The sequence below is a fragment of the Desulforegula conservatrix Mb1Pa genome, from assembly GCF_000426225.1.
Taxonomy (GTDB): Bacteria; Desulfobacterota; Desulfobacteria; order Desulfobacterales; family Desulforegulaceae; genus Desulforegula; species Desulforegula conservatrix.
Window position 1 is genome coordinate 15,517 of the sequence record NZ_AUEY01000010.1, and the last position, 16,928, is coordinate 32,444.

A 16,928-nucleotide genomic window follows, 5' to 3' on the forward strand; every position below is an offset into this window, starting at 1 on the left:
ATAAATACTTATTGAAAAATATTTATTCAGCTATTACTTCGATTGTGATCTCTGGCTCTATACCTGAATAAACCTTTACAGGTACTTTGAAAGAACCAACAGCCTTGATAGGCTCTGAAAGAAGAATCATGCGGCGTTCAACTTCGATACCCATGGCTTCGAGAGCTGCCTTGATATCGATGGCGTTGACAGAACCGTAAAGACGATTGTCTTCAGTGATCTTGACAGGTACAGTGATAACGACAGCCTCAAGACGCTTAGCCATTTCATTGGCAAGGCCTTTTTCTTTTTCGATCTTGAGTGCTATTTTGGCTTTCTGGGATTCCATCAGCTTTTTGTTCTGAGGAGTCGCCAGAAGCGCCTTTTTCCTTGGAAGAAGGTAGTTTCTGCCGTATCCATCTGCCACCTTTACCTCGGAGCCGGCTATCCCTAAAGAATCTATTGTTTCCAGCAGGATGACTTGCATTTATAAACCTCCGTTTTTGGGCGGATACACATCTTAATTGGTTTCAAGGGTGCCTACAAACGGCAGAAGAGCTATCGTTCTTGCGCGTTTAATGGCTGTGTTAAGTTCACGCTGATGCTTTGCACAAGAACCAGTTATTCTTCTAGGAAGAATTTTTCCGCGCTCTGTGATGAAGTATTTCAATGTGCGGACATCCTTGTAGTCAATCTGGATTGTGCTGTCTGCGCAGAAACGGCATACTTTGCGGCGCTGATACACCCGGCGTTTACGTTTTTTATTTCCGGCGTTTCTTGGATTCATATTTAAACTCCTCGGATATTAGTCGTTGTCGTCTGTCTGGTCATCGTCAGAATCAAGATCAGCTTCTCTTGCCGCTCTTTCAGCTGCAAGTTTTGCTCTTTTTGCCTTCTGTGCAGCTAATTCCTCAAGTTCAATCCTGACCTTTTCCGGATTTGTATCTTCTGTCAGAAGGATGGTCATAAACTTGAGAATGCGGTCATCAATACGGAAGTTGCGTTCCAATTCCGCAATCAGATCGCCACTGCCGCAGTAATCGGCTCTTACATAATAGCCGCGGAGTTTTCTTCTGATTTCATAAGCCATTTTTTTGGTGCCCCACTCATCCATTTCAATCAAGGCACCATTATAATTGGTGATGATGTCCTTGACTTTCTGGATGAGCTGACCCCGACCTTCTTCGCCGGTGTCGGGCTCAATGATAAAAATCGTTTCGTATCTGTTCATGTTTTCTCCTTTTGGATATAAAGCCCTGTCCCATACAGAGCAAGGATAAAAATAGTTCCCGAATCCAAATAACAGATGGTAGTTATACCGGCATTTTTTTTAAGTCAAGGCAATTTTTACAGGAAGAGGTTTTTCATTTTAAAATCAGTGAAGATTAAAATTGATGGTCTCGCAAAAAGTCAAAAACGGGCGGTGTCGTCATGCTGGACTTGATCTGGCATATTTGTATTTTTAGATATTTCTGGATTTCGGCCTGCGCCGTAATGACGGAAATCGGTCTTTTTGCGACTTTGTCAATATAATCATTAAAGAGAGGTTTGATAACCTGATTGTAGTATAGTTACTATGAAATTAATCTGGCTATCCAGAAAAGGGCTTTTGTTGAGGTTTTCCAAATTTTTGTAAATGAATGCCTTTTTGTCAGAGGCATCCATTTACATATATATTTAGCTAGGAATATCTACATCGCATCCTTCGACAGCTTCTCTTGTATTGAGGTGGCCAAGTCTTGCTTCTTCTTCGGTTTCAATATAGTTTTGAATTATTGGATTCATAACATATCTCCTTTAATAGAAATGTTTCATTATGATTTCAATCTTTTTAAGAGGTAATTGTTATTCGTTATGTTTATTGATTATTTAAAAACTCGAAATTAATTTAGGTCACCCTAAATTCTTTAGTATTAAAATAAAATTATTTATTTTGTTGTCAATAGTAAGGCAAAAATATCCTTGTTCTTAATCTGGTTCGGAATTACTTGGGGTTATTAGGAATGGCCAGTTTGAACGGCTAATTTGGTTATGAAAAGAATCATGACTGTTTTTGAAACAATAATCAGTCTGGGGATTAGAATATGGATTTTTATGCTCATGAAGGTGTAAGTGTTATTATTCCGGTATATAATAGGCCAGATTTTCTTAAGGAAGCACTGGATTCAGCTTTAAAGCAGACATTCCGAAATTTTGAAATCATTGTTGTTGACGACGGATCAACCGACTCAACGCCTGATGTGATAAATTCATATGGTGATAAAATTGTAAATATAAGGCAGGAAAACAAAGGTGTGAGTTCAGCCAGAAATAAAGGAATCATGGCTGCAAAGCATTGTTTCATTGCTTTTCTTGATTCTGATGATCTCTGGATGGATCAGAAGCTTGAACGCCAGGTTGCCTTTTTTCATAAAAATCCAGGGGCAAGTGTATGCCAGGCCGGAGAGATATGGATTAGACGGGGCAAAAGAGTCAATCCCTGCAAAAAACACATAAAACCATCAGGGATGATATTTGAACCATCCTTGAATCTTTGCCTCGTAAGTCCTTCTGCGGTGATGCTGAAAAAAAGTGTTTTTCATGAAGTCGGATATTTCAATGAAAATTTTCCAGCTTGTGAGGATTATGATCTCTGGCTCAGAATTGCCTGCACGATTCCTATATTTTTGATAGATGAACCGCTTGTGATGAAAAGGGGAGGGCATGAGGGGCAGCTTTCATCCATGGATAGCCTCGATAAATACAGGATTATTTCAATTTCTCAGCTTATTGACTCTGGCCGGCTTGACGATTTTCAGAAAAATGCTGCTTTAAACGTATTGGGCGAAAAATGTAGGATTTACACCGCTGGATGTGTTAAAAGAGGAAAGAATATTGAGGCATCGGAAATTATGGCCATTGCTGAAAAATACGGCTGTTTTCTTTAAAAAGTACACAAGACATGATTCTGGCCTGATTTTTGTTGACTAAGAAAAGCAATATCTGTTTTATAATGATGTTGTTTAAATTTTCTGTTCTTTTGGCCTTCCTTTTCAAATCCTTCCATACGAGGTATCTATGAGCTATCAGGTCAGGGCTGATTCGGAGAAAAACAGACTTTACTTGATTCTCGGTGTTATGGATAAGGTTGAGATTTCCAGGTTTAATGCCGATGTCAGAGAGGCCCTGAAAGAGCTATCTCCTGGATTCGGATGTATTACAGACATAAGGGGATTAAGAATACCCGTTGAAAGGATTGAGCAGGAGGATCTTGAGAAGATTCTTCATGTGCACAGGATGTTGAAGGAAAAAAGCGTAAGCGGTATAGTTCGAATAGCAGAATCCCAAGTCTGGCTCGCAGCCGCCCTTGCAGAAAGTGAAATGATTTCAGGAGTCAATATTGCCTATGTCGATGATTTGACAAAAGCCGAGTCAATATTTGAAAAAGGATTTGAGTCAAGCCATTCGCGCATATATCCTCTTGTTCAGGCTGATATTAATAGAAACAGACTTTATATATCTTTCAGCAGGCTTTCTTCCATTGATTTCAACAAAACGTGTGATCTTATAATGAAGGAAGCCTCAATGCTTAAACCGGATTTTGGCTGTATATTAGATATAAGATTTCTCAAGGTCGACTGGACAAACCTTGATGTCAAAGTTATTGAGGATGTCAAGGGTGTGCAAAAAGGCTTGACTAAGCTTGGTATGCGTTTTGTCGTAAGGGTTGTAAATAATGAGTTTTGGTTGGATAATCTCGTTAACAGAGAAGCGCTTGATCCTGAAACATGGGTTCAGTTAACCCTTGGGGAAGGACAGCTTGACGCAGGATATAAAGCCTCATTTGCAAATAATCTTGCGGAAGCCGAAGCAATGCTGGATAGTTTTAAATCATAGGTTTAAATATTATTTTGATGCCTTTCTCATAAAATTGAAGGCGGAGGCCTAATGAGTTTTGTAGAACCTTTTTTGAAAAGTGAAGTTCATGTGCTGGTTGTTGATGATGAAGAACCCATTCGAACTGTTTACAGGGATGCGATAAGACTTGCCGGTTTTCAGAGCACAGCAGCCGGAAGTGCGGCAGAGGCTCTTGGAATACTCAAAAACATTCATGCGGACGTTGTAATAACAGACATCAGAATGCCGGACATGAATGGTATAGAGCTAATGGGCCGGATTCGTGAAAAATACGATACGGACATCATTGTCATGACAGGCTATGCTGAAGATTATACTTACGAGAAAATAATTGCACTCGGCGCAAAGGACTTTATTCATAAGCCCGTCAATCTGGGAGAACTTCTAGCACGTCTTAAAAGGGTAACCCATGAAAGAGCGCTGGTGAAGCAGAGAAATCAGGCTTTCACAGAGCTGAAAGACGCCTATATTGATACGGTCAACAGGCTGGTTATTGCCTCTGAATACAAGGATGAAGATACAGGCGACCATATTGTAAGAATTAGCAAGTATTGTTCATTTATCGCAAAATGGATGAATATGCCTTCGGATTTTGTGGAAACAATCATGTATGCCTCGCCAATGCATGATGTCGGGAAGATCGGTATTCCTGATAAAATACTTCTCAAACCCGGGAAACTTGATCCTGATGAGTTTGAAATAATGAAAACCCATACCATTATTGGCGCAAAAATCCTTGCTCACTCAAAACCCGCAATTATAAGAATGGCTTGCGATATCGCTCTTACTCATCATGAACGTTGGGATGGATGTGGCTACCCAAAAGGTCTTGCCGGAAAATCCATTCCCATATGCGGCAGAATAGTTGCCGTGGCAGATACTTTTGACGCATTGACATCTGCAAGGCCTTATAAAAAACCATATCCTCCTCAGGTGGCGGCTGAAATTATCAAGAATGAAAGGGGGAAGCAGTTTGACCCTGAGATTGCAGATGTGTTTCTGGATCATCTTGATGAGATGATAACGCTCAGAGGATCTGTAGGAGAAATGGCATCACTTGAGATTACAGATTTTGAGTGGAGCGAGAGAGATCTGGCAGTTGGGACAAACATAAACATGGCTTCTCTTTTTGGCGATAAAAGAGATGGTTCCTTATAGCTCTATTTTTGCCAGTTAAGTGTATTCTGACAATTAATTCGGATTTTGATGACCTAACTAAAAGTCAAAAAAAACATCACCGGAATGCCAGACTTATCAGGCTAAAATGCCCTAAAGTTGTGCATACACGGTCTATTTACCTGAAATTTTTTGAGGGGCTTTTTTTTCAAAAAGCGACCCGCCGACATTCGGATCAATGTCGGATTACGAGCAAAGGACGCTCTAATCCGTCCTACGAATTGGTCTTATTTAACGACAATTTAACCATGCAAGGCACGCGCATCACACCGGACTTTTTGTGACTTTTTCATTTTAACAGAGACAAAGGAAGATGCTATATTTGCAAAAGTAAACTTGAAAAATTCTAAAATGTTGAAATCTCTTGGACTTTGTAAACCATGAATCTCTTTCTATGCTTTTATTAAGTGTAAGCTACTATACAGGGCAAGGAAAAGCGTAAAGAGACCATCATATATACGTCGAAATCTTTTTAGTCGAAGATTGCTTTGTCCTGTTATTCCTTGAATTTGACTCTTTTATTTTTTCATCAAAAAATTTCATCAGGTCATCGAGCCTCTTTTGCAATTTTTCAAAAAGCTCATCTTTGGCAGAAGATCCCTTGTTATTAGATTCACTATTTTTAGATATATTATCATTCATTTTGCCAATCTGTTCTTTTATTGCCTGAAACATTGATGTTCTTGCATCATTTGCAGCCTGGAGTAGCATTTCCGGCATTTGATTTCTGGCTGCTGATAATGACTGTGTTTGGGAAGCCGGTTGTTGTGCTTCCTTTGCAAGGTCTATCTGAAAGAGGTTCTGAACTTCTCCTGTTTCTTTAACATAAAGGCCTGTCTTCCTTAAAATTCCCTGGATGTTTCCATCCTGTCCCTGCATGCTGAATTCCGAATCTCTTGATCCTGTGAAAATTGCGCCTAAACCAGCTGTCTTCAGATCAGTAAGCTTGTCCTCTCCATTTTCGTCTTTGGTCCATATAACGAGTTTGGAAAAAGAATCGTCGTTTTCATCAATCCAGCCGTCAGAATTTCCATCTAAAGCAGATAACTCTCCGAATCCATTCCCGCTTGAGGGTCCGAAAAGCTCAGTTCCGTTATTAATTTTTCCGTCCATGTTTCTGTCGAGGGCAAGAAAGCCATTCCCCTGTTCAAGGGAATGCACTTTGTCAGCTGTCCCGTCTGAGTCTATGTCGAAAGTGAATACAGAGTCTGAGATTTCAGGAGGTTTGCCTGAAAGATTAATTACAATGGGATCCGTGAGCAGTCTGGCATCACCAATTGTCTGCTCGTACCCCTCCTTCATAAGCCCTCTTTGCATTTTAAGGAAAAGATTGAAAGATATTTCAGTTCCGTCACTTGTATGGATTGTTCCTGAAGATGCGATGGAAGTAGACTCTTTTTCCTTGTGTACATATGATCTTGATATTTTCATTATCGAGTCTGTCTGGGTTTCAGGCTGGCGGTTTCTTTGCTGTTGCTGAGTTGTTCTTTCATCGCCTGACCTTGAATAGAGGCTGGTTACAGATGTTTTTCTTCCGCTCAGAGCACTTGTTATTGATTCTATCACAGGTTTTGCTGTTGCAGACGCATCAGAGACCGTTCTTTTTACAACTGTTTTTGACGAAGTTTCGAAGCTTTTTTCGCTCTGAATCTTTGCCGAACTTTCCCTGGAAATTGAAACCCTGTCTCCTGAAAAACTGTTTGGGAGTGCACCTTGAGAAATAAGAAAGGTTTCCCTTTTTTCAAATGAAGCGTCACTTGAGGTGAATACTCGCTCTGATCCCATATTGATGGTGAACCCTTTTATTTTCATGGAGCCTCCTTAATGTCGTTTAAACTTTATTCGGTGGATGAATGAGAAAACTTTAGAGAAAAAAACAGATGAATATCTGAATGAGTCATAATTTAGGATTATTAAGAATTACAAGGCCGCAAAAAGTCCGACTACCGCCATTCCAGCCTATGCCGGAATCCAGAAGTAGCTGAAATTACAAAGATGCGGATCAAGTTCGGCATGACGCTAATGCCATTTTTTAACTTTTTGCGAGTCCATCAAGAAAATTTCGATCTGAAAATCTCAATTATTTTTGTAACTTTTCGAAATAGATGTCTCTCATAAGGAGCAACTCGGTAACGGAATCTATTTGCAAAAAATTGAGGGGAACTAAATGAAGAAAAAGGCAGATATGGATAAAAACAGGATAAATGTCAGAAACAGAAGATTAATACAGTGGATTCTTGCGCCAATAGTGGTTCTGGTTATTGGGCTCGGATGGAGATATACTGTTCTCGGATTTACGGTTCCAGTCGTAATGGGACTTGGAATGGTTTTCGGATCAGTAAATGGAAGATATGCATGCGGAAATTTATGTCCAAGGGGCGGTTTTTTTGACAGGATTATTGCTCCGTTCAGCAGAAAGTTACCAATTCCTGATTTTTTCCGGTCTATGAAATTCAGATGGATTGTTTTTGCAGCGCTTATGGGATTCATGACTTTTCAAATATCGCGAAACCCAACAAGCTGGGAGCACTGGGGGCATGTGTTCTGGATCATGTGTGCAGTCACAACGCTTGTGGGAGTTATTCTTGGTATATTTATTAATCCAAGAGCATGGTGTTCCTTCTGCCCAATGGGAACAATGCAGAATGCCATGGGTGGCGGCAAGAACCAGCTTGAAATAAAATCGAATTTATGTCGGGAATGCCGGATATGCGAAAAGGCTTGTCCTATGGGTATACAAATTGTTGATTTCAAAAATAGCGGGAAAGTGGGTTCACGCGATTGCTTAAAATGCCCTGAATGCATAGGAGTCTGTTCTAAAAAGGCGCTTTCATGGCCAGTGAATAACAAGGCGGCATGATCTCTTCAGAAATACTTGAAGCCGGATGATGCTTTACGGTAATACCCGATATTTTTATTCGCATTTGGATTGTTTTTTCAAAAAAAATGAATTCATTACAAGTTACTCTCGCTTTTTATCTATAATAATTATAAAAAATAGAATTGGCTGGTGAATTTAATATTTATGGCGGAGTAAGATGAACAATTTTGATGATTACAGTAGCGAAAAAGGCAATGATTATTCTGGTTACCAGATGATGAGGATGTGGTTCCCGGAAAAAGAAGAGGCCGATAAACAGGAGCATATGACAACCGAGCTTTCAGATGAAGAGTTTGAAGAGCTTAAGAATCATCTTAATGGTTGTATGCCGCTTGGTTCCATGATTCTTGATCTATGGGACGAGAATGTCAGGTTTGAGGAAAATCTGACAGCTGATTGGTATATGGAAGCAGCGTTCGGAACTGCTGAATCCCTTACTGATTGCGCAGACAAACTGGAAAAATTTTTTATTGACCAGATTGAGCGTTTGTCACTTGATTATAATCAGCACGGCGAAGAAGAGCTTTTTCACGATTTGATTAAGGACGAGGCAAGGCAGTTTGTAAAAAACTGGAGGAAAAATATATATTCTCTTTTTTTAAAGATGGATGTTTCCAAGAAAAAGAGCGGGTAAATATCGGAGGATGTATATAATAACTATTTGATATTCAAGTATAAAAGCTGCATCCGGCGGGTCGCTTTTTGGAAAAAGCTCCGCAAAAATTTTCAATGACATATAAATAATGTGCTGTTAGCATAAAAACCAATTAAGTTTTTGAGGTGTCTGGGGAACTTTTTTAAAAAAAAGTTCCCCAGTTTTATTTGAAATACAATCGGATGTGTTTCTTTGATAATTGCTATGCCTTTATTTTTATATGGCATTATGAAGAATTTGTTTCAGAAACTTTCCAGTATGTGATTTTTCGTTTTCAGCAACTTCCTCGGGAGTTCCGGTCGCTATTATTTCTCCTCCTCCGTCTCCGCCTTCAGGTCCCAGGTCCACAATGTAATCGGCAAATTTAATTACGTCCAGATTGTGTTCAATGACTATCATCGTGTTTCCTGATTCAACTAATCTGTCCAGAACATCAAGCAGCTTTCTGATATCGTCCATATGAAGGCCGGTTGTTGGCTCGTCGAGGATGTATATGGTTCTGCCGGTGCTTCTTTTGCTTAATTCCCTTGCTAACTTGATTCTTTGGGCTTCTCCGCCTGAAAGTGTGGTCGCTGCCTGGCCTATTCTTATATATCCAAGTCCGACATCCTGAAGAGTCTGGAGCTTGATTTTGATTGAGGGGATGTTCGTAAAAAAATCTGCCGCCTGATCCACTGTCATGTTAAGAACATCAGAAATATTTTTGCCTTTATAATGAATCTCAAGGGTTTCCCTGTTATATCTCTTGCCTTTGCAGACATCACAGGCGACATATACATCCGGCAGAAAATGCATTTCAATCTTTATGATTCCATCGCCCTGGCAGGATTCACATCTGCCGCCCTTTACATTGAAGCTGAAACGGCCAAGCTTGTAGCCCCTTGCCTTTGCTTCCTGGGTCTGTGCAAACAGCTCGCGTATAAAGGAAAAGATCCCTGTATAAGTTCCTGGATTTGACCTTGGAGTTCTGCCTATTGGTGACTGGTCAATGTGAACGACTTTGTCTATATGCTCAAGCCCTTCAATTCCTTTGTTGGCTCCAGCCGCAGCTCTTGATTCCGAGAACTTTCGTGCCAGCAGCTTGTTAAGGGTTTCAAGGATAAGAGTTGATTTGCCTGATCCTGAAACTCCTGTGACGCATGTCAGACAGGCGATGGGAAATTCAGCAGTGACATTTTTTAGATTGTTTTCTGACGCGCCTTTAAGAATGATATGTTTTTTGGAAGTCCTTCTTTTCTCAGGGATTCTGATTTCTTCCTTGCCAGACATATATAGGGCGGTGAGTGATTTCTCATCTTCAATCAACTGAGCTGGTGTGCCTGCAAAGACAACCTCACCACCGTGAACTCCAGCTCCAGGGCCCATGTCTATAACGTAATCCGATTCTGTGATTGTCTCAGAGTCGTGCTCGACAACAATAACCGTATTCCCTAAGTCACGCATATTTTTGAGTGTTGTTATCAGTCTCTGATTGTCCCTTTGATGGAGGCCAATGCTCGGCTCATCAAGAACATACATTACTCCTGTCAGTCTTGATCCTATCTGGGTTGCGAGCCTGATTCTCTGGCTTTCTCCTCCTGAAAGGGTAGAAGCGGTTCTGTTCAGAGTAAGATAATTAAGTCCGACATTTTTTAAAAAAGATAGTCTGTCTGTGATTTCTTTTACTATTGGCTCTGAAATAACCTTGTTTTTTCCTTCAAGTTTCAAATCCATGAACCAATCAAGGCATTTTTCGACGGAATGGGACGTCATTTCAGGGACAGTCAAACCCGACACCCTTACGTTTCTTGCAGCTGGATTGAGCCTTGTTCCTGTGCAGCTTGTGCAAGGAATGAAGTTCATGTACTGGCTAATTTCCTCTCGCATCCACGCCGAATTTGTTTCCTTGTAGCGTCTTTTAAGATTGGGAATAACCCCCTCAAAGTTTTTCTTATAAACGATCTTCTGCCCGTCCCTTTCAAAATAAAAAGGGATTTCTTCAGCTCCAGATCCATACAAAAGCACATTAAGGAATTTTTCAGGAAGTTTATTGACCGGAGTGTAAATATCTATTCCATAGTGATTTGTCAGGGCATCAAGAAACTCAGTGAACTGGACGGAACTTCTTCCTGACCAAGGTGTTACTGCACCATCGCGAAGCGATAAATCCCTATCCGGAATTATAAGGCCTGGGTCAAACTCCGTGGTTGATCCGAGTCCGTCGCAGGCTGTGCAAGCTCCATGGGGTGAGTTGAAGGAAAAACTGGCAGGTGTGAATTCTGGATAGCTGATTCCGCAATCACGGCATGCTGCATTTTCACTGAAGAAAAATGCTTCACCTGAAGCAGTTTCAATAACTGCGTTGCCTCCCGAATTGGAAATTGAAAGCTCTATTGAATCCGCAAGCCTTGTTCTTATTTCTGGTTTGACAACAAGTCTGTCCACAACAATTTCAATAGTGTGTTTTTTGTTTTTATCAAGAACAGGAACTTCTTCAATGTCGAATATTTCACCATTTACCCTTACTCTTGCGAATCCGCCTTTTCTTATAGTGGTGAACAGTTTTTCATGTGTACCTTTCTGAAGTTTTGCAACTGGTGACAGGATAAAGATTCTTGTGCCTTCTTCCATTCCCATTACCTGATCCACTATCTGGTCAAGGCTCTGGGACTGTATGATTTTTCCGCAGACATGACAGTGGGGGACTCCTGTCCTTGCAAAAAGAAGTCTTATATAATCATATATTTCTGTAATGGTTCCGACAGTCGAGCGTGGATTATGCCCTGCTGTTTTCTGTTCAATGGCAATGGCAGGAGACAGCCCTTCGATTGAATCCACATCCGGTTTGTCCATCTGTCCAAGGAACTGACGTGCATATGTTGAAAGGGATTCCACATATCTTCTTTGTCCTTCTGCATAGAGGGTGTCAAAAGCAAGTGTGGATTTCCCTGAGCCTGAAAGGCCTGTTATGACCACAAGTTTGTTTCTTGGTATCTGTACGTCAATGTTCTTGAGGTTGTGTTGTCTTGCGCCTCTGACATGGATAGAATCTGAACTCATTTATATCTGTTCTCCGGAACCGAAGTTATCAATAGCATAACTATTCATCAAACTTATTTATTAGAGTGGAGACTTTTTAAAAGGCTCTGTTCCCGTTAAGTGTGGAATATTTTATCATTCCAATAACTAACTAATACTTTTAATAAAAAACGGCCTCAGGCGGGTCGCTTTTTGAAAAAAGCTCCGCAAAAACTTTCAGGTAATTAGACGGTTCAAGCACAATTTTATGGCATTTGCGTCTGATCATAATAAAGACATAAAGTTTTTGAGGGTACTTAAGGGCCTTTTTACAAAAAGTTCCCCAAGATCCATAAGTCCAAAAAGGATTATTATTTCACTTTTTAACATCTAAGGGCTTGTAAAATAATAACATGGTCATTTTGTAATGATTTATATGTATAATTACAAAACGTTAACACATTTAAGTGGTCATGTTATTTTGCTACAGCTCCTAAGGGGAACATAGCCTTTTAAAAAGCCTCCATCTTTACAAGATACTTTTTGGAAGTTAAGAACGAATAATCTGAAGGCAAGTTTGATAAATATGTAATCTCCATTACTTCAATTCAATTTATTGAATCTTGTAAGATTTACGGCATGTTCCGCTGCCATCTTTATTGCGGCAATCATGCTCAAGGGATTTGCTATTCCTTTTCCAGCAATGTCATAGGCAGTCCCGTGATCCACAGATGTGCGTATGATTGGAAGTCCGAGCGTAGTGTTGACCCCGTCTTCGAAATGAACAAGTTTGAATGGAATAAGCCCCTGATCATGATACATACATACAACTGCGTCATAAAGGCCATTGTTTGCGTGGAAATAAACTGTGTCTGGTGGATGTGGTCCACTCGCGTTGATGCCCTCAGAAACGGCCCTGTTAATTGCTGGTTCGATTATTTCTGATTCTTCGTACCCAAACATGCCTCCCTCTCCTGCGTGGGGATTGAGGCCCGCCACGGCGATCCTTGGGTTGTCGATTCCGAATCTTGATAACAGGCTGTGGTGGGTCAGCCTTATGATTCTGAGTACAGATTCTTCTGTAATAAGTGATGGAACCTTTGAAAGAGGAGTGTGTATTGTTACAAGAGCGGTCCTTATTCTGCTTCCTGCAAGCATCATTGCAAAGTTCTGGCAGCCGGTTTTTTCAGCAATAAGCTCTGTGTGCCCAGGATAGTGAAAGCCTGCAAGCTGCATTGCATATTTGCTGATTGGCGCTGTTGCCATTGCATGGGCTTCGCCTTTGGAAACCATTTCGACTGCTTTTAAAATATAAGAAGTCATGGCAGCACCTGTTTCAGGAGTTGCCTGCCCCCATTTCAGGTTTTCTGGGTTTAGATTAGATGTATTTATGATATTAATAGTTCCGGTCCTGTAGATAGCTTTATCAGGGCTGTTTATTTCCACAATATCTGAGTCAGACTTGTTCTTTGTATTCAGCCATCCGATTAGATTTTTGTCTCCGACAACAAAAGGACGGCAATGATCATAAATTTCTTTAAAATTCAGGGCTTTTATAACAATCTCCGGCCCTATGCCAGCTGGATCACCCATTGTAATTGCCACTAAAGGCTTAAAATCGCTCATAAACATCTCCTGTTTCGGGTCTATTTAGACATAGTATTGCAGTTAATGAGCCCAAATTCAATTTTTTTCATTAGTTTAGGAGTGGAAAAAAATGATTGTGATGTGGTTGACTAAAAAGATGTGTAATAATGTTCAAAAGATGCCGTATAGTTGTTAACATATTTGCAACTAACTTATATTAAAGAATAAAAATTAAATATTTTTTTTGAATCTCCATGGTCATACAAGTGCTGGTATAGGAAAACACTATAAATACAGAATGGTATATACTTGTTGATAAGTATTCTTCTTTATCCTTGGTTGATAAAGGAAGTGTATTCATATATTATCTTCTAATATGGCTATTTATTAGAAAATCAAAGAAAATAGCTAAAAATTGGCAAAAATAAGAGTTTAAGTATTTAGTTTGTTGACTAAAAACTGCCAAGACCGCAAGAATCATTCAGAAAAAATTAAAAATGAGGAATCCTTTGTATTTAAAAGGATTATCGGTCGATGAAGAATAAAAACATAAATATATCAGTATTTTGTGTGTGATTGTCGTAATTCCTCCTAAGATTTCATAAAGACGTTTCATTGGCTTTGACTCTTCCATGGGTTTGGCATAATTAAACCCTCGATTCAGTAATAAGCTTTTCATGAATCCTGAAGTCTATTTTTTAAGATTCTTTTTTTATCCAAAAAAACAAATACTTATTTAATAAAAAATCGGCGGGCTTAGCTTGTCGGGGTAGTATGATTTATTGTCTTTTTTTGGGGACAAGTGTTTAAATTGACGTTGTCTGGTATTAGGATAGGGCTATTATGGAAAATATTTGGGCGGGCATAAAGGGTTATCTGAAAGATCAGCTTCCGGCGCATTCATACAGAATGTGGATAGAGCCCATCAGCTTAGGCTCTCTTGACGAGTCAGAAATAGTGCTGCTTTGCCCTAATTTGTTTTCCCAGAAAAGGGTCAGGGATAATTATCTTCAGGTTATTTCTGACGCTTTTCTTGAAAAACACAATAAACGCTACAATATAAGCTTCGGTGTTGGCAAAGGCAGTGAATCCACAGGCAGGGGCACAAGAAGAACAGCATCTGCTCAAGCTCCAATCCAGCTTTCTCTCCCGACTGAAAAGCCAAAGCTTATGAGTGGAAGACTGCTCAGGGACAATTATACATTTGATCGTTTTGTAGTTGGCAACAACAGTGATTTTGCATATACAGCAGCTCTTTCTTTGGCATCCAAAAACAGGAATCACACAAATTCCCTTTTTCTTTTATCTGATACCGGTCTTGGCAAAAGTCATCTTTCCCAGGCAGTCGGGCATCAGATACTTGCAAAAAATCCAGGAGAGAGGGTTTATTATATAAGTGCAGAAGATTTTGCAGGTGAGATGGTCGGAGCAATGCAGACCGACAGTCTTGATACTTTTAAGGAAAAATACAGGAACAACTGTGATGTTCTTCTTATGGAAGACGTGCATTTTCTTACAGGCAAAACAAGAACACAGACAGAACTTGTTCAAATACTGGATTATCTTTATGAATCAAATAAAAAGGTGATTTTCAGTTCATGTCATCTCCCTGGCGAGATTCCGAAAATAAATGACCAGCTGAAGTCAAGACTTTCATCCGGCATGATAACAAATATTGAGCCGCCCAACTTCAGAACCAGGGTGCGTATTCTAAAGCGTAAAGCCCTTGATTATGGTTTTGCGGTTCCAATGGATGTAATGGAATATCTTGCGTCCGAACTGAGCGATAATGTCCGCCAGCTTGAAAGCGGTATTCTTGGAGTTACAACAAAATCCTCACTCCTTGGAATCCCTCTCGATCTTAGTCTGGCTGGTACTGTTGTGAAAAATATGGTCAAGGAGTCCAAGAAGATAACCATTGATTTCATCAAAGAGCTTGTGTGCAGTGAATATAAGGTTACTACTGAAGAACTTGAGTCGAATTCCAGGAAGAAAACTGTTGTTACTCCGAGGCAGGTCGCAATTTATCTTTCAAGGCGTTATACTGACCAGCCCCTTCAGGTAATAGGCAAGAGTTTCAACAGGTACCATGCTACAGCGATTCATTCCATTAATTCCATTGAAAAAGCCATAAAACTGAATTCTCCGATATCCAAGCAGGTGGCTCATATATCCAAAAAGATTGAACACGGCAGAGTCTGATAAAAAATAGAAAATCAAGTAATTATGACTAACCCTGGTTGAAAAACCGGGGTTTTTTGTTATTATGCCTTCCATTAAAGCATTCGTGTCTTATTCCCAAGTCCATGGGGCGCATAGGCTATAATATATAAGGATGACCGTGAACCTTTCAAAAAACATAATCAAAGAAATTCAGAAAATCTCAGGTGTGGAAAATATTAAAATTTCCGAAGCGGACAGGTACTGTTATTCCTATGATGCCACAGGAAGAATTTTCATGCCGGATGCGGTAGTTTTCCCAGGATCCGCAGGTGAGATATCTTCAATCCTGAAGCTTGCCACAAAATACAGGTTCAATGTTATTCCAAGGGGAAGCGGATCAGGTACTACAGGAGGTTCTGTAGCCGTACAGGGCGGCGTGGTACTGGTTCTTACACGATTGAACAATATAATGAATATTGACACTGACAATCTTGTTGCAGTTGCAGAAACCGGAGTCATAACCGCCGATTTTCATAGAGCAGTTGAATCCAGGGGGCTTTTTTATCCGCCTGATCCATCAAGCTCGGCATTTTCTACATTAGGTGGGAACCTTGCCGAATGCGCCGGCGGCCCTAGGGCCGTAAAATATGGAGTTACACGTGACTATGTCCTTGGTCTGAAAGCGGTTCTTCCAACTGGTGAAATCATAAAGACAGGTGTTCAGACGGCAAAAGGAGTTGTAGGTTATGATCTTACAAAACTTATTGTCGGATCAGAAGGCACTCTTGCCGTAATTACGGAAATGACTCTGAAACTTCTGCCTTTGCCAAAACATAAAAAAACAATGACTGCTGTTTTTCCTAAAATGCACGATGCCGCATCTGCTGTTTCAGAGATTATCAGGCGGGGCCTTGTGCCGAGTGCTGTTGAATATCTGGACAATGCCGCCATAAGATGCGCAGAAGGATATCTCAAGTCAGGTCTGCCTGTTGATGCCGGAGCACTCCTTATTATAGAGAGTGACGGAAGGACAGATTCGGAAGCAGGTACAGCCATTTTCGAACTTGAAACTGCATGCAGGGATTGCGGCGCTTCTGAAACTAAGATTGCAAAAACAAAGGAGGAAACTGAAAATATCTGGAAAGCAAGGAAAGCTTTGTCTCCGGCTGTTTATCAGATTGCCCCTGACAAGATTAATGAAGACATTGTTGTACCTCGATCAAAAATACCATTGATGACAGAATTTCTTGAAAAATTAAGCAAAGACTCTGGCCTTGCGATAGTTGCATTCGGCCATGCCGGAGACGGCAATATCCACGTTAATGTGATGCTGGACAAAAAGGATAAGATTGCCCTTGGTAAGGCACATAAGGCTGTTGATGATATTTTTGACTATACACTCAAGCTTGGAGGCACAATCTCTGGCGAGCACGGCATCGGAATAACAAAGTTGGATTACATGACTAAAGAAATAGGTCCTGTTGAAATAAAGCTCATGAGGGATATCAAAAAGGCCTTTGATCCTGCCGGGATACTAAATCCAGGAAAGATATTTTAAACATCTGGGGATCGAAGTATCAAGTGGAAAAGCAG

13 protein-coding genes are annotated in these 16,928 nt (G+C 40.3%); 7 read left to right on the forward strand and 6 right to left on the reverse strand.

Translation table 11 applies throughout. From position 1 onward, the window contains the following. Window positions 1-22 precede the first annotated feature (22 nt). The 3 genes from rplI to rpsF are packed head-to-tail and all read right to left on the reverse strand — an operon-like array spanning window position 23 to window position 1,210. Complete coding sequence (gene rplI, locus K245_RS0105950) at window positions 23-466, reverse strand: 50S ribosomal protein L9 (protein WP_027358562.1); 444 nt, start codon at window positions 464-466, stop codon at window positions 23-25. Window positions 467-499: 33 nt separating this feature from the next. Next, complete coding sequence (gene rpsR / locus K245_RS0105955; protein ID WP_027358563.1) at window positions 500-766, reverse strand: 30S ribosomal protein S18; 267 nt, start codon at window positions 764-766, stop codon at window positions 500-502. 18 nt (window positions 767-784) lie between these two features. After that, a complete protein-coding gene (gene rpsF / locus K245_RS23290; protein ID WP_035276606.1) occupies window positions 785-1,210 on the reverse strand; it encodes a 30S ribosomal protein S6 in 426 nt (141 codons plus the stop codon). Between the two features lie 853 nt (window positions 1,211-2,063). Between rpsF and K245_RS0105970 the strand changes: the two genes are divergently transcribed. The 3 genes from K245_RS0105970 to K245_RS23295 all read left to right on the forward strand — a co-directional run bounded on the left by K245_RS0105970 (window position 2,064) and on the right by K245_RS23295 (window position 5,034). After that, the gene (locus tag K245_RS0105970) at window positions 2,064-2,906 is read left to right on the forward strand and encodes a glycosyltransferase family 2 protein (protein ID WP_027358564.1); all 843 of its coding nucleotides are present in this window, start codon (window positions 2,064-2,066) and stop codon (window positions 2,904-2,906) included. Between the two features lie 130 nt (window positions 2,907-3,036). Then, complete coding sequence (locus K245_RS0105980; RefSeq protein WP_027358565.1) at window positions 3,037-3,855, forward strand: hypothetical protein; 819 nt, start codon at window positions 3,037-3,039, stop codon at window positions 3,853-3,855. A gap of 51 nt (window positions 3,856-3,906) precedes the next feature. Beyond that, complete coding sequence (locus K245_RS23295) at window positions 3,907-5,034, forward strand: HD-GYP domain-containing protein (protein WP_084156144.1); 1,128 nt, start codon at window positions 3,907-3,909, stop codon at window positions 5,032-5,034. Window positions 5,035-5,502: 468 nt separating this feature from the next. Here the strand turns inward: K245_RS23295 and K245_RS26395 are convergent, their stop codons facing one another. Beyond that, window positions 5,503-6,864, reverse strand: coding sequence for a hypothetical protein (locus K245_RS26395; RefSeq protein ID WP_051283916.1), 1,362 nt, complete (start codon window positions 6,862-6,864; stop codon window positions 5,503-5,505). A 355-nt stretch (window positions 6,865-7,219) separates the two neighbouring features. Between K245_RS26395 and K245_RS0105995 the strand changes: the two genes are divergently transcribed. Continuing rightward, window positions 7,220-7,912 carry a 4Fe-4S binding protein gene (locus K245_RS0105995; protein ID WP_027358566.1) on the forward strand — a complete coding sequence of 231 codons (693 nt, stop codon included), beginning with the start codon at window positions 7,220-7,222 and terminating at the stop codon, window positions 7,910-7,912. Between the two features lie 178 nt (window positions 7,913-8,090). Then, on the forward strand, window positions 8,091-8,567 hold the full coding sequence (locus tag K245_RS0106000) for a hypothetical protein (RefSeq protein WP_027358567.1): 477 nt from the start codon (window positions 8,091-8,093) through the stop codon (window positions 8,565-8,567). Between the two features lie 237 nt (window positions 8,568-8,804). Here K245_RS0106000 and uvrA read toward each other — a convergent pair whose 3' ends face one another. Continuing rightward, window positions 8,805-11,627 (reverse strand): excinuclease ABC subunit UvrA, encoded by a 2,823-nt coding sequence (gene uvrA, locus K245_RS0106005; RefSeq protein WP_027358568.1) that lies wholly within the window; start codon window positions 11,625-11,627, stop codon window positions 8,805-8,807. A gap of 561 nt (window positions 11,628-12,188) precedes the next feature. After that, entirely contained in the window at window positions 12,189-13,211 is a 1,023-nt protein-coding gene (gene pdxA / locus K245_RS0106015) for a 4-hydroxythreonine-4-phosphate dehydrogenase PdxA (protein ID WP_156906709.1), read from the reverse strand. 804 nt (window positions 13,212-14,015) lie between these two features. On the opposite strand from pdxA, the gene dnaA reads away from it, so the two are divergent. Both dnaA and K245_RS0106025 read left to right on the forward strand, forming a co-directional pair. Then, window positions 14,016-15,374 carry a chromosomal replication initiator protein DnaA gene (gene dnaA / locus K245_RS0106020; protein ID WP_027358570.1) on the forward strand — a complete coding sequence of 453 codons (1,359 nt, stop codon included), beginning with the start codon at window positions 14,016-14,018 and terminating at the stop codon, window positions 15,372-15,374. A gap of 139 nt (window positions 15,375-15,513) precedes the next feature. Continuing rightward, window positions 15,514-16,893 (forward strand): FAD-binding oxidoreductase, encoded by a 1,380-nt coding sequence (locus K245_RS0106025; protein ID WP_027358571.1) that lies wholly within the window; start codon window positions 15,514-15,516, stop codon window positions 16,891-16,893. Window positions 16,894-16,928 lie beyond the last annotated feature (35 nt).

Coding starts and splice junctions, on each gene's coding strand:
- K245_RS0105970 (WP_027358564.1), top strand. CDS start 2,064: ATGGATTTTTATGCTCATGAAGGTGTAAGTGTTATTATTCCGGTATAT.
- K245_RS0105995 (WP_027358566.1), top strand. CDS start 7,220: ATGAAGAAAAAGGCAGATATGGATAAAAACAGGATAAATGTCAGAAAC.
- dnaA (WP_027358570.1), top strand. CDS start 14,016: ATGGAAAATATTTGGGCGGGCATAAAGGGTTATCTGAAAGATCAGCTT.
- K245_RS23295 (WP_084156144.1), top strand. CDS start 3,907: ATGAGTTTTGTAGAACCTTTTTTGAAAAGTGAAGTTCATGTGCTGGTT.
- K245_RS0105980 (WP_027358565.1), top strand. CDS start 3,037: ATGAGCTATCAGGTCAGGGCTGATTCGGAGAAAAACAGACTTTACTTG.
- rpsF (WP_035276606.1), bottom strand. CDS start 1,210: ATGAACAGATACGAAACGATTTTTATCATTGAGCCCGACACCGGCGAA.
- uvrA (WP_027358568.1), bottom strand. CDS start 11,627: ATGAGTTCAGATTCTATCCATGTCAGAGGCGCAAGACAACACAACCTC.
- rpsR (WP_027358563.1), bottom strand. CDS start 766: ATGAATCCAAGAAACGCCGGAAATAAAAAACGTAAACGCCGGGTGTAT.
- pdxA (WP_156906709.1), bottom strand. CDS start 13,211: ATGAGCGATTTTAAGCCTTTAGTGGCAATTACAATGGGTGATCCAGCT.
- K245_RS26395 (WP_051283916.1), bottom strand. CDS start 6,864: ATGAAAATAAAAGGGTTCACCATCAATATGGGATCAGAGCGAGTATTC.
- K245_RS0106000 (WP_027358567.1), top strand. CDS start 8,091: ATGAACAATTTTGATGATTACAGTAGCGAAAAAGGCAATGATTATTCT.
- rplI (WP_027358562.1), bottom strand. CDS start 466: ATGCAAGTCATCCTGCTGGAAACAATAGATTCTTTAGGGATAGCCGGC.